Source organism: Desulfitobacterium sp. PCE1, from assembly GCF_000384015.1.
Taxonomy (GTDB): Bacteria; Bacillota; Desulfitobacteriia; order Desulfitobacteriales; family Desulfitobacteriaceae; genus Desulfitobacterium; species Desulfitobacterium dehalogenans.
The window spans coordinates 2,868,565-2,894,172 of record NZ_KB913023.1 but is presented as its reverse complement, the minus strand read 5'-3'; the positions used below and the strand labels follow the sequence as shown (position 1 = coordinate 2,894,172).

Here is a 25,608-nt window from a genome sequence, read left to right as displayed (position 1 = left end):
TCGTCCCTTTCGATATAATTTATTTTTCTGGGGATAATAGAATAAATATGTTTCATAAGGGGGTTAAAAACGAATGCGTAAAGCACTAGCTTTGATTTTTGCCTTGGCGTTATTGGTCGGGAATCTGGTTGTTCCCCATCAGGCCTACGGTGCAGTATTAGAGACCGACGCAGTAAGTGCCATCCTTTTGGATGCTAAATCCGGTCAAATACTTTTCGAAAAAGAGATCCATAAAGAGTTGCCGCCAGCCAGTGTGACAAAATTGATGACACTGTTAGTAGCTGCCGAGGCGGTTGAATCGGGACGCGTAAGTCTCACCGATAAAGTTACAGCCAGTGAAGGTGCCAGCAGTTTAGGAGGCTCACAAATTTATCTGGAGCCGGGAGAAACTTTTTCTCTGGAAGAAATGCTGATTTCGATAGCTGTGGGCTCGGCCAACGATGCCTGTTATGCCGTAGGGGAACATATCAGCGGCACTCATGAGGCCTTTGTGGAAGAGATGAATAAGAAGGCTAAAGCGATTGGCGCCAATCATACCCACTTTGTGAATGCCTATGGTTTACCGGCAGAAGGGCATTATACCAGTGCCTATGATCTGGCCCTCATGGGGCGAGAAGCTTTAAAGTATCCCCTGATCCGTAAATTGACGAGTATGAAAGAGTACGATTTGCGCGGGGGCAAATTCAAGCTTTGGAATACCAATAAATTGCTTTGGTGGTATGAGGGAGCCGATGGATTTAAAACCGGTTGGACCAGTGAAGCCAATTATTGTCTCGCCTCTACTGTTGAACGGGATGGGTTGCGCCTTATTGCCGTAGTCATGGGAGTTCCTCAAGTGCGAGGACATTTTACTGAATCCATGAAGCTGTACAATTATGGCTTTGCTAATTTTGCCTATAAAGAATATGCTCCTGCCGGTCAGAAGCAGGGAGTCATTAAGGTTCACAAGGGAATGGAGGAAGACCTTGTAGCTGTCACAGAAAAAGCGCTGGGAGTCACCGTGCAGAAAGGAAACGACAAAAATATCTGGGCAGAGACTAAGCTCAACCCAGATGTAGAGGCACCAATAAAAGCGGGTCAAAAGGTCGGAGAAATCCTTCTCTATCGTGATAATGAAATGTTGACTTCTGTGAACCTGGTGGCGGAAAAGGATATTGAGAAAGCAGGGATTGGCAAGCAAATCATCCGTACCCTTGAAGGGGTATTTGGATTTTAATGGAGAGGATCCAGGGTTACAGATCACCTTGATGATCAGGTTCATGAAGAAATTGACGAATACGGTGCAGAGCAGCCCGCTCAATTCTTGAGATTTGGACTTGAGAAAGGTTAAGGAGTGCAGCGATCTCACTTTGAGTCTTATCTTCATAAAAACGCATCATCAGGACGAGTTTCTCACGTTCAGGGAGTTTATCCAGAACTTCTTTCAGGGCAATCTTTTCGAACCAACCGGCATCAAGCTCCTTCTCCATAGGAAGTTGATCCAGAATATAGATGGGATCGGAGTCATCTTGATAGAGAGTATCATGAATGGAGGTGGGACTTTGGACCGCTTCTAAGGCGGATACAATATCTTCTCGATCGACTCCGATATTTTCTGCGATTTCACCGATGGTAGGGTCCCGGCCCAGGGTTGCAGACAAACTTTCCCGTGATTTATTGACCTTATACACCAGCTCTTTGTAAGAGCGGGGGACCTTAACGGGATGATCGTCTCTCAAGAAACGGCGTATCTCCCCGATGATCATGGGGACGGCATAGGTTGAGAACTTTACACCATAAGTAAAGTCAAACTTGTCGATAGCCTTGATCAGGCCGATGGTGCCGATTTGAAAGAGATCCTCCAGTTCATACCCACGGTGGGAAAAACGTTGGACAAGATTGAAGATCAGCTTAAGATTGCAGTTGATCAGCCGCTCTCTGGCTTCAACATCTCCTTCCTGGGCACGATGGAGCAGATCCATCATCTCTTCATCAGATAGAAGAGGAAAGCGGGGAAGGTTCATTTCCGTTAGTCTTTGAATCATAATTCTATCCCCCCTAATGCGTGGAGGGCTGGATTTTGTCAAGTTGCTTAATCATTGTGACGGTAGTACCCTGATTGACCGCAGACTCCACCTGAAGATCATCCATGAAGGATTGCATAAAGACAAATCCCAACCCCATGCGCTCAGGATCTGTACTAAAGGCCGGTTGCATGGCTTGCTCTACATCGGGTATTCCACATCCTTCATCTTTGACAATGATTTTTAAGGCTTCGGGGTTTTGCTCGATGGTTAAATGAACCAGCTTGTCCGGATGATTGGCATAACCATGAATAATCGAATTGGAAACCGCTTCACTGACTACTACCTTAAGTTCTTCAATATCGTTGAGGGAAAGGTCCAATTGGGCGCCGACGGAGGCGATCAACATCCGGGTGATCCCCACATTTTCGGCCAGACTATAGAACTTAAGATCTAAAAGGTTTCTTTTCATACAGTTTTTCCCTTCCTTCCATCTTCCTGGTTCAGCATATCTTCAAATTGAATGATACGAGGGAGACCGGATAATTCCATAATCTTATAGATATGGGGAGGTACCCGGGTTACGATGACTTTTCCCCCCATAGGGAGAAGCTTCTTGTAGCGTCCAAGAATAACGCCAAGCCCCGAACTATCGATGAAGCTGATGCTCTCCAAATTAAGGATGACCGTCCGCACTCCACGACGTTCAATCTCATTATCTATGGCCTGGCGTAGACTTTCAGAGGTATTCATGTCAAGTTCTCCCTTTAAGGTTAAGAGCAAGGTCTGACGCTCTAGTTTTTTGTCAATAAGCAATGGTGTTCCCCCCTATTGAGTCTTCTCAAAGTTCAATTCGACGACATCCATAATTTTCCTGCCTGAGTGTAAAAAATATTTATTATAGTAAAAATATGGAAGATAAAATTAAGGCACGCATAAAAAGGGACTTCAGGATTCATACTATGTTTTAGCACTATTGACAATTATTAATTAGGGATAATGAAAGGAGTGATTTCCTTGGCTGACCAAAAACTTCGCCCCCCAACGCTCAATGTGACTCCTGAGGAATACAGCAAATTAGCAAAATCCATGACTCCAAAGCCTACGCTCGCTAAAAATATCGTCAGGGCGTTCCTTGTCGGCGGAATCATTTGCGCTTTCGGACAAATTGTCATTAATTTTTTAGTCCAAATGGGGCTGCAAAAAGACGATGCTTCGACAGCCGCAACGGCTTTTCTTATCTTATTGGGGGCACTCCTCACCGGATTAGGTGTTTATGATGAAATCGGAAGATTTGCAGGGGCCGGATCCATTGTTCCGGTCACGGGATTTGCTAACTCCATAGTGTCCCCGGCCTTGGAGTTTAAACGGGAAGGTTATGTGATGGGTGTCGGTGCCAAATTGTTTACCGTAGCAGGACCAGTATTGGTATACGGGATTGCCGCTTCGATTGCTATAGGCATAATCACCTATTTCCTGCGCTAGGGAATCGCACTTAGTATGGAAAGTAATACGAAATGGGGATGAAAAAAGAATGAACCTAAAACGTATGGGGAATCAAACCGTAGTTTTCTCGAATCCGCCCGTAATTCTCTCCTCATATTCCGTAGTTGGACCTATGGAGGGTCAAGGCCCCTTGGGTAAGTCTTTCAGTAAGGTATGGAAAGATAATATTAATGGGAATTCCTCCTGGGAAGTTGCCGAAACCAAAATGATGGAGGAAGCCTTGGAGGGAGCAGTCAAGCAATCACAAATCAATAAGGACGAGATCGATTATCTCTTGGCCGGGGATTTGTTGAATCAGCTCATTTCTTCGAATTTTGCTGCCCGAACCATGGGCATCCCTTTCATCGGTCTGTATGGAGCCTGTTCCACCATGGCTTTAAGCATGTCTGTGGGAAGCATGCTCATCGATGGGGGATTTGCCCGTAAGGCGCTTGTGGGGGTATCCAGCCATCATGATACAGCTGAACGCCAGTATCGCTTACCTACGGAGCAGGGCGGTCAACGGGCTATGAGCGCTCAATGGACTGTGACCGGGGCAGGAAGCCTCGTCCTCGGTCAGAGTGGGGAGGGGCCTCGGATCACGGCTTCCACAATCGGCAGGATTGTGGATTTCGGGGAAACAGATGCCAATAATATGGGGGCTGCGATGGCTCCGGCTGTAGCCGATACGATTCTCAATCACCTTCAGGATATGAACCGTACACCGGAGGATTATGATCTGATTATTTCCGGTGACTTAGGTTCTGTAGGATTAAATCTTGCCCAAGAAGTACTGAAAAAGTCGGGGCTTCATTTCAAAAATTTCTCGGACTGTGGAGTATTAATTTATGACAAAAGTCAGGATGTCCATGCAGGAGCCAGTGGCTGCGGCTGCTCAGCAGTGGTCTTCGCCGGACATATTCTTAAAAAAATTAAATCTGGCCAGTATAAAAGAGTCCTTCTCGTGGGGAGCGGGGCTTTACATAGCCCTACTTCCAGTCTCCAGGGAGAGTCCATACCAGGAATTGGGCACGCCGTAGTCATCGAGGCATAAAGGAGGAAAAGGAAATGTTTGAGCAGATTATTCCAGCGTTTGTGGTAGGCGGTCTGATTTGCGTAGTTGGTCAACTTCTTATGGATTTAACGAAACCCACTTTTACCCCGGCTCATGTGTTGGTAACCTTTGTCACCGGCGGAGCTGTTTTGGGTGCTCTCGGTTTATACGGGCCCTTGGTGCAATTCGCCGGAGCGGGAGCGTCGGTGCCCCTGTCAGGATTCGGTTATTCCTTAGCCAAAGGAGCAATGGATGCTGTGGGAGAAAAGGGCCTTCTGGGGGCTTTTTCAGGCGGGGTAGAGGCGACAGCCGTAGGGATCGCGGCGGCAGTCTTTTTTGGCTATTTAGTTTCCGTAACCTTTAATCCCAAGGGATAAGATAAATGCGAATTTGATCCGGCTTAAAGGACTATGGGAATTGCGTCTGGAGGAAGTAGTTTGGATAATTCAAGTGAGCGCAACCTCAAGGTAAGCAAAAATTTTCAAAAGAATCTGGACTATCTTAATCGGGAACTAGGGGTTCCCGATAGCTTTGATATCATCCTTCGGGAAATGTCCATAGGCGGGAAAAAGATTGCCATCTACTCTGTGAATGGCATGGTAAACACGGAAGTTGTCAGTATCATCCTGGATGCCCTTGTGGATCTTGAGCGGGCTGATCTCGTGGTGAACGCCCTACAGACTTTAGTGAAAGGCCGTATCGTAGGGCTGCAGGTGTCCGAAGTGGACACCATGGATAAGATCCTCTATTTCATTTTGTCCGGTCCCATGGCCATCTTCGTTGAAGGCCAGGACAAAGCTATTATCGTTGACGCGCGGAGTTTTCCGGCCCGCGCTCCCAGTGAACCGGATATTGAACGGGTTACCCGGGGGGCCAGGGATGGTTTTACGGAGACCTTGGTCTTTAATACAACCCTGATACGCCGCCGCTTACGTGATCCCAAACTTAGAATGAAATTAATGCAGGTAGGGGGGCGGTCCAAGACCGATGTCTGCGTGGCCTATATCGAAGATGTTACCAACGAAGAGCTGGTCAATGAGATATCTGAAGAAATTCAGAAGATCAAGATTGATGGAATTCCCATGGCCGAAAAAAGCGTGGAAGAATTCATTCTCGGAAGCAAGATATGGAACCCCTATCCCAGGGTTCGCTATACGGAACGACCGGATGTGGCAGCCGTTCACTTGTTAGAAGGCCATGTGGTGGTATTGGTGGATACCTCTCCTTCGGTTATGATTGCCCCGGCGACCTTTTGGTCCCATACCCAGCACGCCGAAGAGTATCGTCAGGAACCAATCGTTGGGGCCTATTTGCGGTGGATCCGTTTTATGGGCATTTTTGCAGCACTTTTCCTTTTGCCTTTATGGCTGGCCTGTGCTTTAAACCCCCACCTCCTTCCCGAATGGTTGCAATTTTTAGGGGTTGAAAAAGTAGGGAAGATCGGGCTGATTCCACAAGTGTTTTTGGCGGAATTCGGGGTGGATTTGGTCCGCATGGCTGCCATTCATACACCAGGGCCGCTGACCGTGGCACTGGGTTTAATTGCAACCTTTATGATTGGTGATGTGGCCATTAAAGTTGGACTCTTTGCTCAGGAAATTATTGTTTATCTTGCCATAGTCACGGTGGGTACCTTTGCTACTCCCAGCTATGAGCTTGCCCAAGCCAATCGCCTGGCCCGTCTGTTCCTTCTGGTCATGGTTGCCCTCAATAACTTTATCGGTTTTGCCATCGGCGTCCTAATTTTATTCTTCTTACTATGGAGGACGAAATCCTTCGGTGTTCCCTATTTATGGCCTTTATTGCCTTTGGATTTAAAAGCCCTGGGTACAGTTCTGGTGCGGTCTCCTCTGCCTATAAAAAATAAGAGACCCAGTATTCTCAAGCCGAAGGATACCATACGCCAGCCTCAAGGGCATGATGAATAAGGAGGATTCTGATGAGACTAGGGTTTCCGCGGGCTTTGTTGTACTATGAATATTACCCATTTTGGGCAGGATTTTTTTATAAATTAGGAATTGAACTGGTTACCTCCCCTCTAACCAATCGGGAGATCATGGAAATCGGCCTGAAGAAGGCTCCTGATGACACCTGTCTGCCGGTAAAGATACTGGTAGGGCATCTCACGGTCCTAAGGGGTGTGGAGGGGATATTTCTTCCCCGTCTGGTGAGTATGGAACAGAATACTTATCACTGTCCCAAAATTCTCGGGCTCCCGGAGAGCATTTTCTATGCTCTTCCCGCCGAATCCAAGGTGTATACCGTAGATATCAATTGGCGGGGAGGGAAGAGGGAGGTTATAAATAGCCTTATGGCCTTCGGGGGGGGAATTGGGTGCTCAAAAGGTCAGATAAGGGAAGCCTTTGCGGAAGCTCAGCGTTGGCAGAAAGCTTACCAGAGAATGCGTAATGCAGGGTGGTCCTTTGAAGAAAGCATGGAATGCTTTGAAGCTTTAGCAGAACCCATGAAGCTAAAGGATTTGGGATTTAGTCAAGAGGGCAGTCGCCGTCAGAAGCCTGCTGAATTTGAAGATGGGTGGTTGCTGGACCATGAAGCCCAGGCCGGCAGCCGGGAGAATCAGCCCAAGATTGCTTTAGTAGGGCATAGTTACCTGACCTATGAATCCTATGCCAATATGAACTTGTTACAGCGGCTTCGCGAAAAGGCCCAAGTATTTGTGGTAGAGAATGTGGGCTCAGCCCCCATCGAAGAACAACATAGTAAGCTCCAGAAAAAAATCTTTTGGAGTCATGCCAAGAAGATCTTCGGAGCAGGCTCAGCTTATGTGGAGGATCCGGAAATTGATGGCTTAATTTATCTTTCCTGTTTTGGTTGCGGAACGGACTCCATGACCAACGATTTACTGGCCCGCCGGGCCCGCAAGAATCAAAAGCCATACTTAGTGCTTACTTTAGATGAACACAGCGGAGAGGCAGGCTTGGTCACCCGTATCGAAGCCTTTCTTGATATGCTTGAAAGGAGGAAGGACTATGAAAGTCACCTTTCCTCATATGGGGAACGCTTGGATAGTCATTCAAGCCTTACTTGAGAATTTGGATGTGGACTATGTAGTGCCGCCGCCCAATAGCAAAGAGACACTGAACATAGGGACCCAGCTGGCACCGGAATCTTTCTGCCTTCCTCTTAAGCTGAACCTGGGGAATTTTGTCCAGGCTGCAGCCCAAGGTGCAGATACGGCTCTCATGACGGGAGGAGTTGGCCCTTGTCGCTTTGGCTATTATGGGGAGATGGAGAGGGAAATTTTACAAGAAGCGGGATATCTCTTTGATGTCATAACCCTCGAACCACCCGATGGAAGTTTATTAGGACTTGCTGAGCGAATTCGTAAACTTGCCGGTACCAAGAACACCTGGAACCGCATCCTTAAAGCCATGCTTTTCGCTTACCGAAAAAGTGTGGTCATGGATCAGATCGAAGATATGTTTCATGGTTTTCGTCCTCTTGTTAAGGCTCCCAAGGAGGCCGATCAGCTTTATGAAGAAGCTAAAGGACGGTTGGTTCAGGCTATGACGGATCAAGGGATGAAGGATGTTTTGCAATGGCTGAGGGAGCAGATGGATGATAAGAGCTCCGGAAGTGCAAAGGAGGAGGGAGAGAATCCGCTAAAAATTGCGGTCATCGGTGAAATCTATACCCTATTGGAGCCTTTTATCTCCATGGATGTGGAAAAGGAATTGGGTAACCTTGGAGCGCTGGTGGATCGTTCCCTCTATTTGTCGGGATGGGTAGGTCAGCATGTATTCCGCGGCTTGGCCCAGGGGTACCGTCCGATAAAATCCTATTACTCACTGGCCAAGCCCTACTTAAATCATTTTGTCGGGGGCCATGCCCAGGAAACCATCGGGGCTGCGATACAGTTCGCCCAAGAGGGGTATGAAGGAATCGTTCAACTCCTGCCTCTGGGCTGTATGCCAGAGATTGTAGCGTCCAGTATTTTGCCAAAGATTCAAGAAGATTATGGAATACCCATTATGACCTTAACCGTGGACGAGCATACGGGAAAAGCCGGTGTACAAACACGGATTGAAGCCTTTGTGGATCTGCTGGAGCGGTCCCGTCAAAAAGGAAGAGTGAACAGGGAGGGAGTGTTGGATCTTGCCGGTAAGTAAGTTTTTTCTTGGCGTCGATGTGGGTTCGGTCAGTACCAATATCGTGCTTCTCAATGAGGAGGGAACCATAGCCCAGACCATGTATTTGCGGACCCAGGGACGCCCCATGCATACAATTCAGGAGGGAATGCGGGAGCTTCGTGCCCGTATTGGCTCCGGTGCAGAGATTATAGGGGTGGGAACCACAGGAAGTGCCCGTCAATTAGCCGCTACCCTTTTGGGGGCCGATGTGGTAAAAAACGAAATAACAGCTCATGCTGTAGCCGCTTCCCGTATGAATACCAATGTCCAAACCATCTTAGAAATCGGCGGACAGGATTCTAAAATCATCATATTACGCAATGGGGTCGTCGTAGACTTTGCTATGAATACGGTCTGTGCAGCAGGGACCGGGTCATTTTTGGACCAGCAGGCGTCACGTTTAGGTATTCCCATCGAAGAGTTCGGGGTATTGGCCTTAAAAGCCCAACATCCCGTACGAATCGCCGGACGGTGTTCTGTTTTTGCGGAGTCGGATATGATTCACAAACAGCAGTTAGGTCATCCTCTCCCGGATATCGTAGCGGGGCTATGTCAGGCTATGGTGCGAAACTACCTTAATAATGTAGGGAAAAATAAAGAGATCCTGGGACCGGTATTTTTCCAAGGGGGTGTGGCGGCCAACCCGGGTATTCGCAGAGCCTTTGAAGAAGAGCTGGGACAAGAGGTCGTCGTACCGGAGCATTTTTCAGTCATGGGAGCCCTGGGAGCTGCTTTCCTGGCTCAAGAACGCTTCCTGAACAAAAAGGGTCCGGCCACTAACTTCCGAGGGTTAAAAATGGCTGAAAGCCACTTTAAAGCATGTAGTTTTGACTGCAAAGGCTGTAGCAATCGCTGCGAGGTGGTGGAGATCAGGCAAGAGGATAAGGTGCTGACCCGTTGGGGAGATCGCTGTGGGAAATGGTCTGTTGCGGATTCGGAGTCTTTAGAAGGGATAATGGCTGAACAGAGCCTAGCGTCTGGGTCTTACAAATATCAGATCCAGGGCAACAAGAATTAATATAGCAATCAGAATGGTCTCTAAGCCCCGGTTAGGAATGATAATTCTTGGTTCACCCCAGCCATAAGTTAAGGTATTGGGGTAAGCGAAGGCCGGAGGTTGTGCAGGGGATATCATCGGATAGGGATAAGAGGGGAGATGGGGCTGACCATGAAAAAGAGTGGGATTGCTATAAGGACAGGGGCGATGAAGGTGGGGGGAGTAATAAGCAGGATACCCCCCGGAATACCCATAAGGATATGGGGGATTGGGATAGTAATTTCTTGGGTATTCATAAGATTCCCGAGAACCGAACAGGGTGGAGTTCATAGGCTACCTCCATTCAAACCGATTTATTTGGGGTCAGCCGAATTATAAGAGAGAGTGGCTTGTGCTGAGAGAAGAGGAGTAAGCACAAGCCTTTTTCGTGCTGCACATGTTTAACCCTTATCTTGAATGAACATAATTTAGAGAGATGAGAATGACAAGGTCTTTATGTGGTATTATATTCCAAATTCCTTGGTTTGCTACCTTTAGGTGAGACAGAATAAGGATAGAGGTAAAACAAAGATAAAAAATTTCTTCCAGGGTGTATAATGCCTTACAAATTGTTTGATGCTATGGGAGGGAATTTTTATGGATATGGAGTGAGAGAAGATGGATAAAAAGAACATTAAGAATCGGCTGATTCACTTCATTCATGCTTATGGATTTAATGCTGTTTTAGGATTTGGCTTAGGAATAGCTATTGTCTTGGCTGTGTTTATGATTTCTGGAAGACCGGGGCTTTTTGATCTGGAAGCACGCAGCAGCAATATGAACCGAACTGCTTCCAAAGAGGAGAACTTGGGTAAGAATCAAGAATCCTTTGGTCTCGGTGAAGCAGGAGACTTAAAAAATACAGTGGACAAAGAAGTGCCGGAAGGAAACCTAACCGATGAAATCTCCAATGAACTTGCTCTGAAGGACCGGGTTACAGTGTTGCTTATTGGCATGGATAACCGTCCCGGGGAAGTGCTCAGCAATACGGACACTCTGATGGTGGCCAGTCTGGATCAAAAGAGTAAAAAAATGATTTTACTTTCTATTCCCCGCGATACCCAGGTTATTCTCAATAACAAAAAAGAGAAAGTCAATGCCATAGCCCGTTTGCAAAAAGGAGCAATCTCCACTCAACAGTATTTACAGGAGCTGATCGGGGCGCCTATTGACGGTTATGTCCTGACCAATTTTCAAGGATTTAAAAATATTGTGGACAGCTTAGGCGGGATTTCCCTTAATGTGGAGAAGGATATGTATTACGATACCGGAGATGAACAAGATCGTTTTATCAATCTTAAAAAGGGTATACAACGCCTCAACGGTACTCAGGCCTTGCAATATGCACGTTTTCGCAATGATGAACTTGCGGATATTTCCCGGGTTTCCCGGCAGCAGGAAGTGATAAAAGCTATTGTGGCTGAGGCCACAACCCCCCGGAATATTCCCAAGCTTCCCATCATCGTCCCCAAGATCTACCAGGCCATAGAGACCAATCTCAATCTAGGACAGATCTGGGCTTTATCCATGGCCTTTAAAAATAAAGAAACCTATGAAGTGATTAATCAAACCCTTCCGGGTCAATTCTCAGATGAAGAGGGCATCAGCTATTGGAAAGTCAGCCCAAAGGAGACTAAGGTCATTCTGAATCAGCTTTTTCAGGGTAAAACATCCCCAATTTTCGAAACGATCCAAAAGGTTAATGGACCGGCTAAGCCTCCCGTAAAAAAAGAAACCAAGCCTGAGATTGAAGCAGATAAAGTCAAAGATAAGGAGAAAGATAAAAATCAAGATAGTAAGGAAGCGCCTATAACCATGGAGGTTTTGACCACTGAAGCCAATAAAGCAGAAACACAAAGCCAGGAAAAGATCAATACAATAGAGGAAGATATAACCTTCGAGATCCTTGAATAGAATAAGTATCTTGTCATTTCCTGTAAACAAAGGTATAATATTTGAGGCGTTCCTAGATGGACACAGGATACAAAATGGAGGTTATTTGATGGAGAAGTTGTTCGAGAAGTTGAAGGAGTATTTACATATGGATACTGAGATTCCATTTGATGAATTCTCTCAATACTATAAGAGCCTGATTGAATGCTTAAATACCACGTTTGAGGAAATGGATCAAGATACCCACCTAAAAGCTCGTTATGCTTGCTCTATTGTGCAAGCCAACGCAGAATCCCGTGAAAAGAGTGAAAAGAAAAACGCTAAAGCTTATAAGAAGATCAGTGCCAAAACCGCTTTTTGGATGAATGCCATTAACTATCGGCTCATTAAAGAGGGTATGACTCAAGCTGAGATTGATCAAGCTATTGAAGCCATTAATGATAGTATTTAATACACAGGAGAAATCTACAAAGCACTTCGTTCGCGAGGTGCTTTATTTATAGGTGTTCCTTTTCTTGCTGGAGCTGCTAGGTAAATGATATAATTATGGTTAATCTTTTGTATTGAGAATGAATGATAAGGAAGTAAACATGATTGTCATATTAACCCATCGCCAAATGGATTTTGATGCGTTGGCATCCATGGTAGCTGCACAAAAGATTTTTCCAGATAGCTTTATGGTCGTGGACGGGAAATCCAACCCCTATGTTCAGGATTTTATCGCCTTGGCCAAAGACAGGCTGCCTTTTTTGCGCCCCAAAGATGTGGATTGGACCAGAGTGGAAAAGATTGTGTTGGTGGATACCCATAATTTGCAGCGGGCAGCGGGAATTAAGGAAGAGGTATTCGACCAGATACCTCTCATTGTTTATGACCATCATCCTTATTATGGCTCCCTTACTGATCAGATGCATATTGAGAGCATCGGCTCCTGTACCACCTTACTCATTGAAGAGATCAGGAAAATGGCCATACAACTCAGCCCTTTTGAGGCGACCCTTCTTGCTCTGGGTATCTATGACGATACGGGCAGTTTGCTTTTTGAGAGTACCACGGTACGGGATGTCAAAGCCGTGGCCTATCTCCTTGAACAAGGAGCGAATCTGGGGGTTGTGGCGGAATATCTTCGTAAGCCTTTAATTGAAGATCAAAAAGAACTCTTGCAGCAGCTCCTGGATAATGGAAAGACTAAGGATTTTCAAGGTCAGCCCGTCTATATTTCTTGGGCTGAAGGGGATGAATATGTAGGGGGGCTTGCCCTTTTAGCTCATCGGGTGGGAGAAATGGAAGGGGCAGAGACCTTATTTCTAGTAGTTCAGATGGAGAATCGCGTCTATCTGGTAGGCCGCTCACGAGGACGAGGGCTTGAGGTCAATCGCATCGTGCAAACTTTTGGCGGAGCGGGACACGCCCGTGCTGCTTCAGCTACAGTGAAAAATGCTTCTGTGGATGAGATTCTGAAGCAACTCGACGGTGAATTGGAACGGCAGGCTCACCGCATTAATCGGGTGAAGGATATTATGAGTTATCCGGTTAAAACCGTATCTCCGGAGATGAAACTCAGTGAGGTAGAACAAATTCTGCTGAAATATGGTCATACGGGGGTGCCGGTAGCTCAAGAAAACCAATTAGTTGGTATCATTTCCCGCCGGGATGTGGATAAAGCCATAAAACATGGCTTGGCTCATGCCCCGGTCAAAGGATTTATGACCAAGGATGTGGTGGTTGTAGATGCCGGTTCCAGCTGGGAAGATGTGCAAAGAACCATGGTCCAGCATGATATTGGCAGGGTTCCTGTTTTGGAAGATGGAAAACTAGCAGGGATCGTTTCCCGTTCCGATATCCTGCGGATTGTTCATGGCAGTGCGGTTCCCACAGAAATGTCCTTAACCCGCCATCGCAGTTTAGCTATGCGGGAAGATATCTTACACTTGTTTGAGGAGTTACCGGAGCGAATCCGCTCTTTGCTGGGATCGGCTCAACAGGTAGCCGATGAGTTAGGGTATTCCGTATTTGTGGTAGGGGGATTTGTACGGGATATTCTGCTTAAGGTGCCCACTCAGGACCTGGATTTTGTCATCGAAGGAGATGGACATGCCTTTGCCCGAGCTCTTGCCGATCAGCTTCAGGATGTTCAAGTGGTATTTCATGATCAATTCGGCACCGCTCGCTTGGATTTCTCCGACGGATCTCACCTGGATGTAGCCAGCTCACGTCGTGAGGACTATTCATCTCCCGGCGCGCTGCCTCAAGTGGAAGAATCTCGTTTGCGTGATGACATGTTCCGCAGGGACTTTACGATTAATGCCATGGCCATAGCCATTAATTCTATCCACTACGGGGAACTGGTGGATTATTATGGTGGTCTCAGAGATCTGAAACAAGGAGAAATTCGTTTTCTTCATAATCTTAGCTTCATCGAGGATCCCACTCGTATTCTCCGGGCCCTGCGCTTTGCCGGCCGTTATGGTTTTCGTCTGGCTAAAGAAACCCGTGAAGGGCTTTATACAGCTTTGGATGCAGGTGTCTTGCAGAAACTAAGTATAGAGCGATTCACTGAAGAATTCATGCATATGCTTTCTGAATTGAAATTTGGGGTCATGGGGGAATCCATGCTTCTTATGGGGGTGCTCCGCAAGTGGTTTGGAGCTGAGCTGCCCTGGGATTTTACTCATCCTAAGCTGAATCAGGAAATTTCACCGGAAAGAAAATTACTCATCTCCCTGCGCAGGATGGACAAATCCCAATTCGAAAAAGTTCAGGAAAAACTTCGTCTGCCCAGGGAAATAAAGGGGATTGCCTATAAATACTTTGACGTTATGACCGGACTGATCTCCCTGGGAATAGCGGGAGAACCTTCCGAAGCTTCTTCATATTCTAAGGAAAAGATTTCTTTAAGGAGTTTGGATCAATATCTTGAAGGTATACCGGCCATTCTCATGGAAGTTTTTCTATGGGATGAACGATTCTGCGATTCCGTAGAAACTTACGTAGAAGCAGTCAATGGCATTCATCAGACTACGGATGGAATGACTCTACGACAATGGGGAGTTAAGGAAGGACCGGATATTGGTCGCATTCTTAAAGCGGTTCGCCTTGCTTGGCTGGAAGGTAAAATACATACCGGAGAAGAAGAGAAGGAATTTGTGCTGAGTTTTTTAAAGGGTGGCTTGTCAAACCGACCGAAGGGGGAAACTACGTGTTCAACTTAACCACCATCATAGCTAATATACCTGCTTTACTTGTTGGATTTGCTTTTCATGAATATGCCCATGCTTGGGTTGCTGATCGTTTGGGAGATCCGACCCCGAGAAGTCAGGGACGATTAACCTTGAATCCCTTCGTTCATTTGGATATCTTTGGTACACTTATGGCTGTACTCTACTCCTTCGGCTGGGCTAAACCGGTCATGACCCAACCCCATTATTTCAAAGGAAATAAAGAACGGGGGAGAGTGTTGGTATCCATTGCCGGCCCTTTAGCCAATCTTTTGGCTGCATTTATCGCCATGATTCTTTGGATCATAACTTTAACCTTTATGAAGGATTCATCCTGGACGAATACAGTGTCGACAATATTCATGTCCATGGTATTTATGAATTTAGGTCTTGGGGTGTTCAATATCCTGCCTATTCCGCCTTTGGATGGCTTTTCCATCTTAAGAGGGGTTGTTCCTGGACGGTACAGCAAGGTTCTCAATACCCTGGAGACTTATGGTATGTTCATTTTGGTTATAATACTATTTACCAACTTTTTGGGAGTGGTATTACGGCCTGCTGTATCCGGCCTTTACGTCTTGTATCGTGACACCGCTTTGTTCTTGCTGTCACCTTTTATCAGTTAGGGTCAGAGAGTTTGCGCATGAAAGGTGACGCTGAAAAAGCCCCGAGAGCTAATTCTCCAGGATTTTGCTTTCGGCGTTCACTCCATAAGCTGCGCGGAACAATCTAATCGCTCAATACTTCTGCTCCGTCGGGTATCCGCCCAAATCGCTCCTCGAAAGCACTGCTTTCGCACTTGTTCTCAATGGGCGGTTGGAAACGTCCTGTTTCCAACCCGACTCCGCTGCAGTCTTTTCGCGAAGATTGCTTACCTGCTCGCTTAGAATCCGTTCTCTGCCTTAAAGCAAAATCCTTGGGCTGCCTTACGGGCTTGAGCAGCGCGATGTGGGGTAAGCTACCTGACCGGATTAGCTTTTTCATCATCTGCTGGTGCCGGCCGCGGCATGAAAGGCTACTCTGAAAAAGACCTGAGGGAGAATCGCAAAGGCCCCAGAAAAGCGCTGAAAAGGGACCCGCAAGCGTAGCTTTACGCACAGGAGCGAACGGATTTAGCGCAGGGGCGGTCGGGTCAACGAAGCTTTTTTAACGTAGCGAGCCATGGTTCACATCAGGTATTACCCAGAGGTTTGGCGTCGAAAGTGTCCGGTGGACAGTTTCGCTCAAAGCGGCACACCCCAAAGAGTACTTATCCGCTGCAGATGCTGTTAAGAAAGCGAGTTGACCAGCCCTGGAGCTATAGAGAGAGCGTTGTGCGTAAAGCTACGTGACCCGGATAAGAATTTTCATCTTTTGTTGTGCCACCCAGCGACAGAGACATTTACTAAGCAATAGAAAACCTACAATTGAAAGGAGTCTTACAAGTGAAAGGTAGAATTTTTAGTGGCATGCGTCCCACGGGGAGCTTGCATATTGGACATCTCAGTGTTATCCAAAATTGGGTTAAGTTGCAATCTGAATATCAAAGCTATTTTGGGATTGTGGATCAGCATGCTTTGACCACCGGTTATGAGGATGGTTTGGATTTTGGAACACTTATTCGGGAAATTGCCCTGGATTGGTTGAGTGTGGGAATTGATCCGGATAAGTCGGCTGTTTTCGTTCAATCCCATATTAAGGAACATGCGGAACTGCATCTCCTTTTATCCATGATTACCCCCCTTTCCTGGTTAGAGCGGGTGCCGACCTATAAGGATCAAATGCAGCAGTTAGGAAAAGAAGGGGGAAAGGACATCTCAACCTATGGCTTCCTGGGATATCCCCTCTTAATGGCTGCCGATATCTTAGTATACAAGGCTGATACTGTACCTGTAGGGGAAGATCAAATCCCTCATGTGGAGTTGTGCAGAGAGATTGCCAGACGATTTAATCACATCTATGGTCCGGTTTTTCCTGAACCGAAAGCCCTGATAGGCAAGGTTCCCCTGCTGCCCGGTGTTGATGGGCGTAAAATGAGTAAAAGCTATAACAATACCATCTCCTTAACCGCTTCCACAGAAGAAATCAAAGAAAAGGTTCAACAGATGGTGACGGATCCGGCCCGTTTGCGCAAAGATGACCCGGGTCATCCGGAGGTCTGTGTTGTCTACAAATTCCATGAGATTTATACCCCTGAAGTGGCAGAAGTTGAAGAAAACTGTCGCGGTGGCAAGATCGGCTGTGTGGCTTGTAAGCGTCATTTGGCCGAGAATCTCGATAAGCTGTTGAGTCCTTTCCGAGAGCGCCGTGCGGTGTGGGAAGAGCCGGGTAAGATTGAGAAGGTTTTAGAGCAGGGAGCTGAACAAGCTCGAAGCGTCACCCAAGTAACGATGAAAGAAGTTCGCCAAATGATGGGGCTGAAATGAACAACGGGTTATCGGTAAGTCATAGTACCAATACCGTTCCTTATGTGGAGCTGTCCGTATATCAGGGTCCCATGGATCTCCTTCTTAACCTGATTCAACAGGAAAAGGTGGATATCTACGATATTCCTATTGCCAAGATTACCGATCAATTTATCGATGCCCTGCGCCGGATGGATGATTTAGATATGGAAGTGACCAGCGAATTTCTGGTTTTGGCTGCCCAGCTTCTCCAGATTAAGTCTCGGTACTTGCTGCCAAAACCGGTTAAAGATGTTCCTGAAGAGGAGGAAGGGGATCCCCGTCAGGAATTAGTAGAACGACTCCTGGCTTACCGGGCTTTTAAACAGGCTGCTGAAACATTGGGAGAGATTCAAATATCTTCCGGCCAACGGTATTTTCGTGAGGTGGATGTTGATGAGCTGCGCAGCCAATTCACTCCGGTGGATCCCTTGGAAGGAATTCAGTTCGAAGCGTTATGGCATGCTTTTCAACGGATTGTGGAAAGGGCGGAACAGGGGGAAGAGATCAGGACAGTGGAGCCTGATGAAATCCCCATTGAAGTCATGGTGAATGATGTGTTGCGCCGGGTTATCCTACATCCTCGTGGGCTGCGCTTCAGTCAATTGATTCGGGGCACTAAACGTATGGAGATTATCGTTTCTTTTTTGGCTTTACTGGAGCTGTTGAAGTCCGGAAAAGTACACTGTGAACAAAGTTCACAAAACGAAGAGATTTTTGTGTTTCCTACAGAAAAAGCTTGGGAATTTACTGAAGGGGAGTAGATAATGCTGTTTCGGGATAGAGAAATTGCGGGAGTCGAAGCGCTGTTATTTGTTGCCGATAAACCCCTGACCAAGGAGGGTTTAGCGGAGATCCTTCAGTTGAGTATTGAGGATATTGCTGAAATACTGTATGACCTTAAGGAGCGTTACGCTGCGCCGACCAGTGGGGTTACCCTTATTGAAGTCAATGAAGGTTATAAGCTGGGAACCAAACCGGAAATGTCCGCTTATATAGAAACTCTCTACCATCAACCCTCCCAAGGACTGTCGGGAGCGGCTTTAGAGGTACTGGCCATTATCGCCTATAAGCAACCTGTCACCCGGGGGGAAGTAGATTTTATTCGGGGAGTACAATCCGATCGTGCTTTAGGAACTTTGGTGGAAAAAGGTCTTGTGAAAGATGTGGGGAGAAAAGAAGGTCCAGGCCGACCTATTCTCTATGGAACTACAGAACAGTTTCTGATTCATTTTGGACTTAAGTCCCTGGAGGAACTGCCGGATTTAAACTTTGAGAGTATGCAGGAAGCAGCCCCGGCTGAAGAGCTTGCTGAACTATTATGGGAAAAATCCTCTGAAGAGCTGCCGATGGAGACTGCGGAGCCAATGAAAGAGAATGAAAACTGTGATTAAAAGAGGGAGTGTCGCAAAACTGCGTTTTAAAGTAGTGGCGATGCTCCCTTTCAATATCCCCTGCTGCATCATGGTGTATAAATACTCCCTTTTAGGGCATTCTAAACTGTTAAGATGGCGCTCGGAGGGATAATGGTGCAGATTCTCGCTCTTCTACTTGCGATATTCATTTGGTTAATCATGATCCTATGGGTCAAAGCAGTAATAGAATTTCGTTATTCCCGCATTGAAGAAAATGATCATCTGGAAATTAATCTTTCTGCCTTAGGAGGTTTTTGGAAATTCCGAATCACCATTCCGACGATCAAACTGGAATGGGAAGAGGGACCCAAAATAGCGGCAGAGCAGGAAGCACAAGTACGTACTGGCGAAAAGCGAAAAGCCTTTCAAGAATTGAAAGTTCGCTATTTCAAAAATAGTTTTTTCTATGAGTTCTTTCCCAATATCCCTTCCCTGCTCTTGGCCTTTGATCGTCTTAAAAAGAAATTCTATCGCGGAATCCATTGTACTGAGTACGACTGGAAAATCGAATATGGTCATGAGAATCCTGCGGTTACAGCTTTGGTCTCAGGGAGTTTTTGGGCAATGCTTGGCTATTCTCTGGGAAGAATGTATAACCAAGTTACCATGGATACTCAAGAACCGCAGATTATGGTGGTGCCTCAGTTCAAGAAGCCGGGTTTTCGCTGTGATATTCAAAGCACCTTCAATCTGCGCATCGGCCATATCATGTTAATAGGAGCCAATCTTGCCGGACTCATCTTGCGCAGAATCAGAAAGTAGGGTTGAGCTAAGCCTTGCTCTTTAGACGGAAAAAGGAGAGCATTTCCTCTCCTTTAATCATGATGTTCCTTTTCTTATTCTTCAGTAATCCATTCATATCCTAAATTCTCAGTCATCGTCTTTAGATTTTTAGCCAAGATATTGATTTGGTCAGGGCTTAATCCTTTCACCATCATAGAACTCCATTCGCCGAGGATGCCTTCTAGAATGGGCAATAGTTCCCTTCCTTGTTCGGTCAGGTAAATTCGCCAAATCCTTTTGTCCTCCTCGTCCGGTTTGCGGAGGATATAGCCCTCGTTCTGCAGCTTTGTGACTGCCCGGGTTATGTTAGCCCTGTCAATGCCTAATAGGGTGGATAATCTTTCCTGTGTTACCCCATCGTCCTTCTTTAAAGCAAGTAATACGGCGTACTGCCCGCTTCCAATCTTATAAGACTGCAGTTCCTTTGAAAAATGAGCCTGTGACTGACGATATAAAATGGAGATGCAACGTCCAATGGAAACCTCTTGCTCAACTTTCGACATATGACTTCACTCCCGTTTTGCAGATGAATACACCTTATCATAAAGCCGTTATGATTACAAAAACTTAATGCATATTATTAGCGAAAAAAGACCATATTGTTATTATGAATGATTAAGTTAGAAGGGGTGGATAACTATGGGGAATCATCCCATTGAAGCTTTAATGAAAAGTGCTATGGAAAGTATCCAAGCCATGGTTGATGTAAATACGATTGTTGGCGATCCAGTTGAATCCCCAGATGGTTCAGTCATTATCCCTGTTTCCCGGGTGTGTTGCGGCTTTGCCGCGGGAGGTAGTGAGTTTGCGCCTCCTGAAGGGGAGCGAGATGAAGGAGATAAAAAAGAAAAAGCCACAGTTTTCCCCTTTGGTGGGGGTAGCGGTGCCGGGGTATCGGTACAACCTGTAGGGTTCTTAGTGGTGGGACATGGTCAAATACGTCTGCTGCCCATCGATCACAATGTGGTGATTGATCGCGTATTTGATGAGATTCCCAACTTAATGGATAAGATCTCCAATATGATGAAGAAGGACAAATCTAAGGATCAGGCAACCAAGGAAGATATAATTATCGTTGGCGAGCCTTAATCACTTAGGGTAGCAAGTAAAACCAATAACGCCGTAATATCTGCGTGCATTAAAAAACGGTAATACGAAGAGTCGTAGTTACCGTTTTTTTCTATCCCGAAAAAGGCTCCAGAAGCAACACGAAAAAGGCTATTGAGCGAGCGATGTCCATGAAAGCTTCCCCTCCTCAGGTCTAAACCCCTTCATACCGACATAGATATTTACTTAAGGAGGGGAGGACATGGTTAATGCCATCTGGTTGTTTATGCTGATTACGGGCATTATCGTGGCTGCCCTGAATGGGAGGATAGACACGATCACAGAGTCGGCGATGAAAGCAGCAGAATTGGGGGTAGAGACGGCGTTTGGTCTCATTGGGGTCATGAGCCTTTGGCTGGGACTTATGAAGCTGGCAGAGGAAGCAGGCTTCGTAAGAGCCTTAGCCCGTTTTTTTGGGCCGGTAATTCGTCGGCTTTTTCCTACCCTTAGAGAAGATAGCCCGGCCCTTGGGGCTATTATTATGAACCTGAGCGCCAATGTCTTGGGATTAGGAAATGCTGCCACACCTTTTGGGCTAAAAGCCATGCAGGAGCTGCAAAAGGAAAACCCCACCCCGGACACGGCCAGCCCTGCCATGATAACTTTTCTTGCTTTAAATACCTCTTGTATTACCTTGATTCCGGCCACCATCATAGCGGTACGACTGAAGGCTCAATCCATTAATCCCACAGAAATTATTGGTCCGACAATTTTTGCTACAGGATGTGCCATGACGATGGCCATTCTTGTCGATTTTCTGATTCGGCGGAGGTCTAGGCTATGAGTTTTATTGCAGAAATCTCCCGTTGGGCCATTCCGTTTTTACTGTTGTTCATTCCCTTGCTTGCATTTCTACGCAAGGTACCTGTGTATGAATCCTTCGTCACGGGAGCTGAAGAAGGCTTTAAAACGGGGATCAAGATTCTCCCCTTTCTTGTGGGTATGCTTGTCTCCATTCGTATTTTTGTGGATTCGGGTGCTTTAGAGATTCTCGCCAAATTATTGCAGCCTGTCTTTACTGTCTTTGGCTTGGATTCCGATCTTACAGCGATTATACCCCTGGCGATCATGCGCCCTCTAAGTGGTTCAGGGGCTTTGGGAGTAGCGACCCAATTGATCAATCAGTATGGGCCGGACTCATTCATCGGCCGCTTAGCTTCTACCCTTCAGGGGAGCACGGACACCACCTTTTTTGTTTTAACCGTCTATTTTGGTTCGGTAGGAATCAAGAAGTATCGATATGCCTTGAAGCTGGGTCTCATGGCGGATTTGATCGGGTTGATTGCTTCCATGTGGATTGTGCATAGGATGTTTTATTAAAGCCGTTCATGAGCATACTAAGGAGGATAAGGAGGCCTTAGTATGCTTTTTGTTGTGTTGCCCGCTTACAATGAAGAGGCAGGTCTTGAACTGCTGCTTGATGATATCCGAAAGGCATGTCAAGGGATTCCGACTCAGATCATTGTCGTCAATGACGCCAGCACGGATCATACCCTGGATATCGCCCAAAATTATGCACAGAGCTTTCCGGAAGTTCAGGTCCTTTCTCATCCTCAGAACAAAGGATTGGGCGGCAGTTTGATGACAGGGTTCAAACACGCCTTTGCTCAGCGTAGAATCCTAAGGAAACAATGCAGTGAATGGGTAGGTTATGATGATATTATTCTGACGATGGATGCTGATAATACACACCCGGCGGATCGGATTCCTTTTATGGTAGAACAAATTGATCAAGGGGCGGATCTGGTCGTAGCCTCACGGTATGCTCCTGGTGGCAAACAATACGGGCTGAATCCACTGCGGCAGGTTCTCTCCTGGGGAGCAGGTCAAGTCATGACCCTGTTCTTTCCAGTACCGGGACTGAAGGATTATTCATGTGGGTACCGGGCTTATCGTGCTTCTGTCTTAGAGAGCACGTACATGATCTATGGAGAAAGGCTTATTGAAAGCCGCAGTTTCGCCGGAATGGTCGAGCTTTTAGTGAAGGTGGCGGGTTATTGTAGAGAGATACGGGAGATTCCCTTCGACCTGCATTATGAGAAGAAACAAGGAAAAAGTAAAATGAAAATTATGGCCACCATAATGGGCTATTTTGCTTTAATCCTTCGCTTGAAGAAGGAAAGATGGGGTTGGGTGGAATGGGTAGGAGAATAAATGGCATCTTCGTCCTTATTTTGATTCTGGGAGCAGTGCTTCGCCTCAAAGGAGTCACGAATCCTTATCTGGATGATCAGAGCTGGCGGCAGGCAGACACAGCAAGCATGGCTTTAAATATGCTGGGACATCTGGGAGATTTTCCCGATGTCTTTTTTCCTATGCTTAATTATGATGGAGCAGGACCTCAGCCCGTGGAGCTGGAGTTTCCATTCTTACCCTATCTTCTGGCCTGGACTTGGGCCCTGTTGGGCTGGCAGGATCTATGGGGGAGATTGTGGGGGATTTGCTTTTCCCTGCTTACCCTTGGGGGAATCTATAAATTCGGCAAGTTGGCTTTATCGGAGAGAGCAGGGTTATGGGCTGCGGCTTTTTATGCCTTCATTCCCTTAACCACGTACTATGGCAGGGTGGTTATGCCGGAGCCTGTGGCCCAAGCTTTCAGTATCTGGGCTCTAGTCGCCATTTTCTCCTGGAGAAGAAACCCGACCTGGATTCGTCTGTTAGGGGCTTCAATCCTGATGTCAGGGGCTATTTTAGCTAAGCTTCCCCAATTGATGATTTTTCCGGTGGCCCTGATGCTTGGTTTTTATCCCTTTCAGAGAAGACTGGGAAAAATATTGGTCTATAGCTTTTTATCCTTACTTCTTCCTATGCTATACTATAGCTGGGTTCACCTCGGGGCAGGGGAGGCTAGTCAATTTGTTTCGGGGATCCTGTCCCACCAGGTTATGGAAGGCCCAACGGGCTATGCTGAAAAACTTTATAAAAATTTAAAATATGGATTGGGTTTGCCGATTCTCTTAGCCTTGATGGGGATAGCTCTCATGGTTCGGAAGAAAGTTCTCGGAAATGAAGTGCATCTTGGCTTGATTTTATGGTCTGGGATCAGTGGGGTTTATTTGGTAGTAGTCTGCCTTAAGATTCCCCTGGATTATTATCTGATTCCATTAGCCCTGCCTATGGTTCTGTTAACTGGTTATACCTTAGATACCTGGGGCGGAGACAGTGAAGGGAATGGGATTCCTGCTTTTGTGGTGGGAGCATTGCTTGTTGGATTGCTTTGGGTTAATCAAATTTTATATTATGAATCAAAATACCAATGGGACGAGAGACTTCTTACCCAGGCCCAGTGGATTCGTCAACATACAGAAGAAAACAGTGTTTTGATTTTAAGCGGTTCCCAACCTATGACCTTATATTATTCCCAACGCTATGGCTATCGCTTAATCCGTGATGATCTACGAGCCTGGCTTGATTTGCAGGAGCTGCCCGGAGATTATTTGGTTGCTCTTCCCGACTCTCGGGGGGAAGATTTTTGGAAACGGATAGAAAGTGCTTACACCCAGGTTGGTCCCGGTGTGTACCAGATAAAGGACCAACAATAGCTTGGGTTGGGGTAAGGTAGAACGAGAATTTATAAGTATCTAGGAGCGATCAGATTTGAAAAGAAAGAATGAACAGAGTGTTCCAAGGCAAGAAGAGCGTTTGCAAAAGGTCTTAGCCCAGGCAGGGGTCGCCTCCCGTCGGCATGCTGAAGAAATCATTTTGCAGGGGAGAGTTCAGGTCAATGAGGAGGTCGTCCAAGCCTTGGGTACTAAGGTTGTGCCCACAGACCGGATTGTTGTGGACGGCTTACCACTTCAATTGCCCCAAAAAGAATATGCCTATTATCTATTGCACAAACCCACCGGGTATATCACCAGTGTTATCGACCCTCAAGGAAGAAAAACCGTTATGGACCTCATGAAAACAGTTCCTCAGAGAGTATACCCTGTAGGTCGCTTGGATTATGATACCTCCGGACTGCTCCTTCTCACCAATGATGGGGATTTAGCTCACCGCTTAATGCATCCTTCTTATGGAGTGGAAAAGACCTACCGGGTAGAAGTGGGGGAGAAGATACCTGAACAAGTCTTAAAGCGTTTAGAAAAAGGAGTCATTCTGGAAGATGGAAAAACGGCCCCAGCCCGTGTAAAAGAAGTTTCACAAAAGGGCCGGGGCTCTGTGCCTACCTATGAGATTACGATTCATGAGGGACGGAATCGTCAAGTGCGAAGAATGTTTAAAACTATAGGTTTCCCTTTAATTGCATTAAAACGGATTCGCTTTGGTTCCCTTCAATTAGATCATAATCTGGCACCAGGGGCCTTCCGCGCCTTGTCCCAAACGGAAATCCGACAATTGCGTCAGACAGTAAAGCTTACCTAGCTAGTGAGGCATATGCAAGGCATGATCAAGTGACTTATTCCATTTCTCAATGTCCCGTCCGCCGAACTTTTGGAGGGCGTTGGCTACAGAATTGACCTTTTCCTGTCCCGTAGTAATAAGGACAAGAAAATGTCCTGTTCTTACCTCGTATTCATAGTGACGGGCACGTTCGGGACTGAGGCCATAGCTTAACAAAGCTTCCGTTAACCCTTGCCCTTGAGGGCGATGGAGCAGGTCATTGGCTAGGGGGCCGGCCACCACACATTCCCCAAGATTGGGAATATCCATAGGTGGGGCTTGAACTAACCAAGCGTTAAAGCGGTCAAAATTAATTTCCGGCGGTACAAAGGCAAGCTCGTTAGCGATCTCTTCTTTAAAATCGCCTTGATGAAGATAGCCGGCCCGAACAATGACAGAAATATAGCTATTGGCTAAGGATTCCCCTTGGATTTCTTCCACAGCTTCTTTGGTTTGCTGCGGCCCCTTAAATACGGCAAGAATAGTTCTGGTCATTTTTATCCCCCTTCATGATTTTTGTTAGTATATCCATAAACAGCATGCTTCACACAAAGAGGAGAAGGAGAATTGGAAACCTTGCCGAATTAAGTGATAAACTTAGAGTGTAAGGATCTCTTTATAATCATTATAGAAGGACTAAGCGTGGCAGGGAGATGG

At 46.5% G+C, this 25,608-nt stretch carries 29 protein-coding genes; 22 read left to right on the top strand and 7 right to left on the bottom strand.

Annotated features, from left to right (window positions below; genetic code table 11):
- The first annotated feature begins 73 nt into the window (after nucleotides 1-73).
- On the top strand, nucleotides 74-1,216 hold the full coding sequence (locus tag DESPCE1_RS0114410; RefSeq protein WP_014794664.1) for a D-alanyl-D-alanine carboxypeptidase family protein: 1,143 nt from the start codon (nucleotides 74-76) through the stop codon (nucleotides 1,214-1,216).
- Between the two features lie 16 nt (nucleotides 1,217-1,232).
- Here the strand turns inward: DESPCE1_RS0114410 and sigF are convergent, their stop codons facing one another.
- From sigF to spoIIAA, 3 genes are read right to left on the bottom strand one after another with little or no spacing between them, the layout of a single operon-like run.
- Nucleotides 1,233-2,024, bottom strand: coding sequence for an RNA polymerase sporulation sigma factor SigF (gene sigF, locus DESPCE1_RS0114405; protein WP_014794663.1), 792 nt, complete (start codon nucleotides 2,022-2,024; stop codon nucleotides 1,233-1,235).
- Between the two features lie 13 nt (nucleotides 2,025-2,037).
- Nucleotides 2,038-2,475, bottom strand: a complete 438-nt coding sequence (gene spoIIAB / locus DESPCE1_RS0114400) for an anti-sigma F factor (RefSeq protein WP_014794662.1) — start codon at nucleotides 2,473-2,475, stop codon at nucleotides 2,038-2,040.
- The gene (gene spoIIAA / locus DESPCE1_RS0114395) at nucleotides 2,472-2,819 is read right to left on the bottom strand and encodes an anti-sigma F factor antagonist (protein ID WP_014794661.1); all 348 of its coding nucleotides are present in this window, start codon (nucleotides 2,817-2,819) and stop codon (nucleotides 2,472-2,474) included. The genes spoIIAB and spoIIAA overlap by 4 nt, the downstream gene beginning before the upstream one ends.
- Before the next feature lie 201 nt (nucleotides 2,820-3,020).
- Between spoIIAA and spoVAC the strand changes: the two genes are divergently transcribed.
- From spoVAC to DESPCE1_RS0114360, 7 genes are read left to right on the top strand one after another with little or no spacing between them, the layout of a single operon-like run.
- Nucleotides 3,021-3,488: a stage V sporulation protein AC gene (gene spoVAC / locus DESPCE1_RS0114390; protein ID WP_014794660.1), complete on the top strand. Its 468-nt coding sequence runs from the start codon at nucleotides 3,021-3,023 to the stop codon at nucleotides 3,486-3,488.
- A 49-nt stretch (nucleotides 3,489-3,537) separates the two neighbouring features.
- Entirely contained in the window at nucleotides 3,538-4,542 is a 1,005-nt protein-coding gene (gene spoVAD / locus DESPCE1_RS0114385; RefSeq protein WP_014794659.1) for a stage V sporulation protein AD, read from the top strand.
- 14 nt (nucleotides 4,543-4,556) lie between these two features.
- Entirely contained in the window at nucleotides 4,557-4,919 is a 363-nt protein-coding gene (gene spoVAE / locus DESPCE1_RS0114380; protein WP_014794658.1) for a stage V sporulation protein AE, read from the top strand.
- A gap of 60 nt (nucleotides 4,920-4,979) precedes the next feature.
- Entirely contained in the window at nucleotides 4,980-6,470 is a 1,491-nt protein-coding gene (locus DESPCE1_RS0114375; RefSeq protein WP_014794657.1) for a spore germination protein, read from the top strand.
- Between the two features lie 11 nt (nucleotides 6,471-6,481).
- Nucleotides 6,482-7,591, top strand: a complete 1,110-nt coding sequence (locus DESPCE1_RS0114370; RefSeq protein ID WP_014794656.1) for an acyl-CoA dehydratase activase-related protein — start codon at nucleotides 6,482-6,484, stop codon at nucleotides 7,589-7,591.
- A complete protein-coding gene (locus DESPCE1_RS0114365; protein ID WP_014794655.1) occupies nucleotides 7,533-8,672 on the top strand; it encodes a 2-hydroxyacyl-CoA dehydratase in 1,140 nt (379 codons plus the stop codon). Before DESPCE1_RS0114370 ends, DESPCE1_RS0114365 begins: the two co-directional genes overlap by 59 nt.
- Nucleotides 8,659-9,711: an acyl-CoA dehydratase activase gene (locus DESPCE1_RS0114360; protein WP_014794654.1), complete on the top strand. Its 1,053-nt coding sequence runs from the start codon at nucleotides 8,659-8,661 to the stop codon at nucleotides 9,709-9,711. The genes DESPCE1_RS0114365 and DESPCE1_RS0114360 overlap by 14 nt, the downstream gene beginning before the upstream one ends.
- On the opposite strand, the gene DESPCE1_RS0114355 is transcribed toward DESPCE1_RS0114360, so the two are convergent.
- Complete coding sequence (locus DESPCE1_RS0114355) at nucleotides 9,664-10,020, bottom strand: hypothetical protein (RefSeq protein ID WP_014794653.1); 357 nt, start codon at nucleotides 10,018-10,020, stop codon at nucleotides 9,664-9,666. The two genes, DESPCE1_RS0114360 and DESPCE1_RS0114355, sit on opposite strands and share 48 nt — an antisense overlap.
- A gap of 327 nt (nucleotides 10,021-10,347) precedes the next feature.
- On the opposite strand from DESPCE1_RS0114355, the gene DESPCE1_RS0114350 reads away from it, so the two are divergent.
- From DESPCE1_RS0114350 to DESPCE1_RS0114335, 4 genes are all read left to right on the top strand, one after another.
- Nucleotides 10,348-11,643 (top strand): LCP family protein, encoded by a 1,296-nt coding sequence (locus DESPCE1_RS0114350; RefSeq protein WP_019850885.1) that lies wholly within the window; start codon nucleotides 10,348-10,350, stop codon nucleotides 11,641-11,643.
- An 88-nt stretch (nucleotides 11,644-11,731) separates the two neighbouring features.
- Nucleotides 11,732-12,073: a hypothetical protein gene (locus tag DESPCE1_RS0114345; protein ID WP_014794651.1), complete on the top strand. Its 342-nt coding sequence runs from the start codon at nucleotides 11,732-11,734 to the stop codon at nucleotides 12,071-12,073.
- 139 nt (nucleotides 12,074-12,212) lie between these two features.
- Nucleotides 12,213-14,834 carry a CBS domain-containing protein gene (locus DESPCE1_RS0114340; RefSeq protein ID WP_014794650.1) on the top strand — a complete coding sequence of 874 codons (2,622 nt, stop codon included), beginning with the start codon at nucleotides 12,213-12,215 and terminating at the stop codon, nucleotides 14,832-14,834.
- A complete protein-coding gene (locus DESPCE1_RS0114335) occupies nucleotides 14,822-15,466 on the top strand; it encodes a site-2 protease family protein (RefSeq protein WP_014794649.1) in 645 nt (214 codons plus the stop codon). The genes DESPCE1_RS0114340 and DESPCE1_RS0114335 overlap by 13 nt, the downstream gene beginning before the upstream one ends.
- Before the next feature lie 103 nt (nucleotides 15,467-15,569).
- On the opposite strand, the gene DESPCE1_RS22660 is transcribed toward DESPCE1_RS0114335, so the two are convergent.
- A complete protein-coding gene (locus DESPCE1_RS22660) occupies nucleotides 15,570-15,827 on the bottom strand; it encodes a hypothetical protein (RefSeq protein WP_148269922.1) in 258 nt (85 codons plus the stop codon).
- 437 nt (nucleotides 15,828-16,264) lie between these two features.
- Here DESPCE1_RS22660 and trpS point away from each other — a divergent pair, with 437 nt between their 5' ends.
- From trpS to DESPCE1_RS0114315, 4 genes are all read left to right on the top strand, one after another.
- A complete protein-coding gene (gene trpS / locus DESPCE1_RS0114330) occupies nucleotides 16,265-17,245 on the top strand; it encodes a tryptophan--tRNA ligase (protein ID WP_014794648.1) in 981 nt (326 codons plus the stop codon).
- The gene (locus DESPCE1_RS0114325) at nucleotides 17,242-18,027 is read left to right on the top strand and encodes a ScpA family protein (protein WP_019850884.1); all 786 of its coding nucleotides are present in this window, start codon (nucleotides 17,242-17,244) and stop codon (nucleotides 18,025-18,027) included. The genes trpS and DESPCE1_RS0114325 overlap by 4 nt, the downstream gene beginning before the upstream one ends.
- A 3-nt stretch (nucleotides 18,028-18,030) precedes the next feature.
- Nucleotides 18,031-18,657: an SMC-Scp complex subunit ScpB gene (gene scpB, locus DESPCE1_RS0114320; protein ID WP_014794646.1), complete on the top strand. Its 627-nt coding sequence runs from the start codon at nucleotides 18,031-18,033 to the stop codon at nucleotides 18,655-18,657.
- A gap of 132 nt (nucleotides 18,658-18,789) precedes the next feature.
- The gene (locus DESPCE1_RS0114315) at nucleotides 18,790-19,440 is read left to right on the top strand and encodes a DUF2953 domain-containing protein (RefSeq protein WP_019850883.1); all 651 of its coding nucleotides are present in this window, start codon (nucleotides 18,790-18,792) and stop codon (nucleotides 19,438-19,440) included.
- A 74-nt stretch (nucleotides 19,441-19,514) separates the two neighbouring features.
- On the opposite strand, the gene DESPCE1_RS0114310 is transcribed toward DESPCE1_RS0114315, so the two are convergent.
- Nucleotides 19,515-19,964 (bottom strand): MarR family winged helix-turn-helix transcriptional regulator, encoded by a 450-nt coding sequence (locus DESPCE1_RS0114310; RefSeq protein ID WP_014794644.1) that lies wholly within the window; start codon nucleotides 19,962-19,964, stop codon nucleotides 19,515-19,517.
- 136 nt (nucleotides 19,965-20,100) lie between these two features.
- Between DESPCE1_RS0114310 and ytfJ the strand changes: the two genes are divergently transcribed.
- The 6 genes from ytfJ to DESPCE1_RS0114280 all read left to right on the top strand — a co-directional run bounded on the left by ytfJ (nucleotide 20,101) and on the right by DESPCE1_RS0114280 (nucleotide 24,933).
- The gene (gene ytfJ / locus DESPCE1_RS0114305) at nucleotides 20,101-20,550 is read left to right on the top strand and encodes a GerW family sporulation protein (protein WP_019850882.1); all 450 of its coding nucleotides are present in this window, start codon (nucleotides 20,101-20,103) and stop codon (nucleotides 20,548-20,550) included.
- Nucleotides 20,551-20,770: 220 nt separating this feature from the next.
- Entirely contained in the window at nucleotides 20,771-21,352 is a 582-nt protein-coding gene (locus DESPCE1_RS0114300) for a nucleoside recognition domain-containing protein (protein ID WP_019850881.1), read from the top strand.
- The gene (locus tag DESPCE1_RS0114295; RefSeq protein WP_014794641.1) at nucleotides 21,349-21,888 is read left to right on the top strand and encodes a spore maturation protein; all 540 of its coding nucleotides are present in this window, start codon (nucleotides 21,349-21,351) and stop codon (nucleotides 21,886-21,888) included. Before DESPCE1_RS0114300 ends, DESPCE1_RS0114295 begins: the two co-directional genes overlap by 4 nt.
- A 42-nt stretch (nucleotides 21,889-21,930) precedes the next feature.
- Complete coding sequence (locus tag DESPCE1_RS0114290; protein ID WP_014794640.1) at nucleotides 21,931-22,722, top strand: glycosyltransferase; 792 nt, start codon at nucleotides 21,931-21,933, stop codon at nucleotides 22,720-22,722.
- The gene (locus DESPCE1_RS0114285; RefSeq protein WP_028305583.1) at nucleotides 22,692-24,110 is read left to right on the top strand and encodes a glycosyltransferase family 39 protein; all 1,419 of its coding nucleotides are present in this window, start codon (nucleotides 22,692-22,694) and stop codon (nucleotides 24,108-24,110) included. Before DESPCE1_RS0114290 ends, DESPCE1_RS0114285 begins: the two co-directional genes overlap by 31 nt.
- A gap of 55 nt (nucleotides 24,111-24,165) precedes the next feature.
- The gene (locus DESPCE1_RS0114280; RefSeq protein WP_019850879.1) at nucleotides 24,166-24,933 is read left to right on the top strand and encodes a pseudouridine synthase; all 768 of its coding nucleotides are present in this window, start codon (nucleotides 24,166-24,168) and stop codon (nucleotides 24,931-24,933) included.
- Here the strand turns inward: DESPCE1_RS0114280 and DESPCE1_RS0114275 are convergent, their stop codons facing one another.
- Nucleotides 24,934-25,446 carry a hypothetical protein gene (locus tag DESPCE1_RS0114275; protein WP_014794637.1) on the bottom strand — a complete coding sequence of 171 codons (513 nt, stop codon included), beginning with the start codon at nucleotides 25,444-25,446 and terminating at the stop codon, nucleotides 24,934-24,936.
- Between the last annotated feature and the right edge of the window lie 162 nt (nucleotides 25,447-25,608).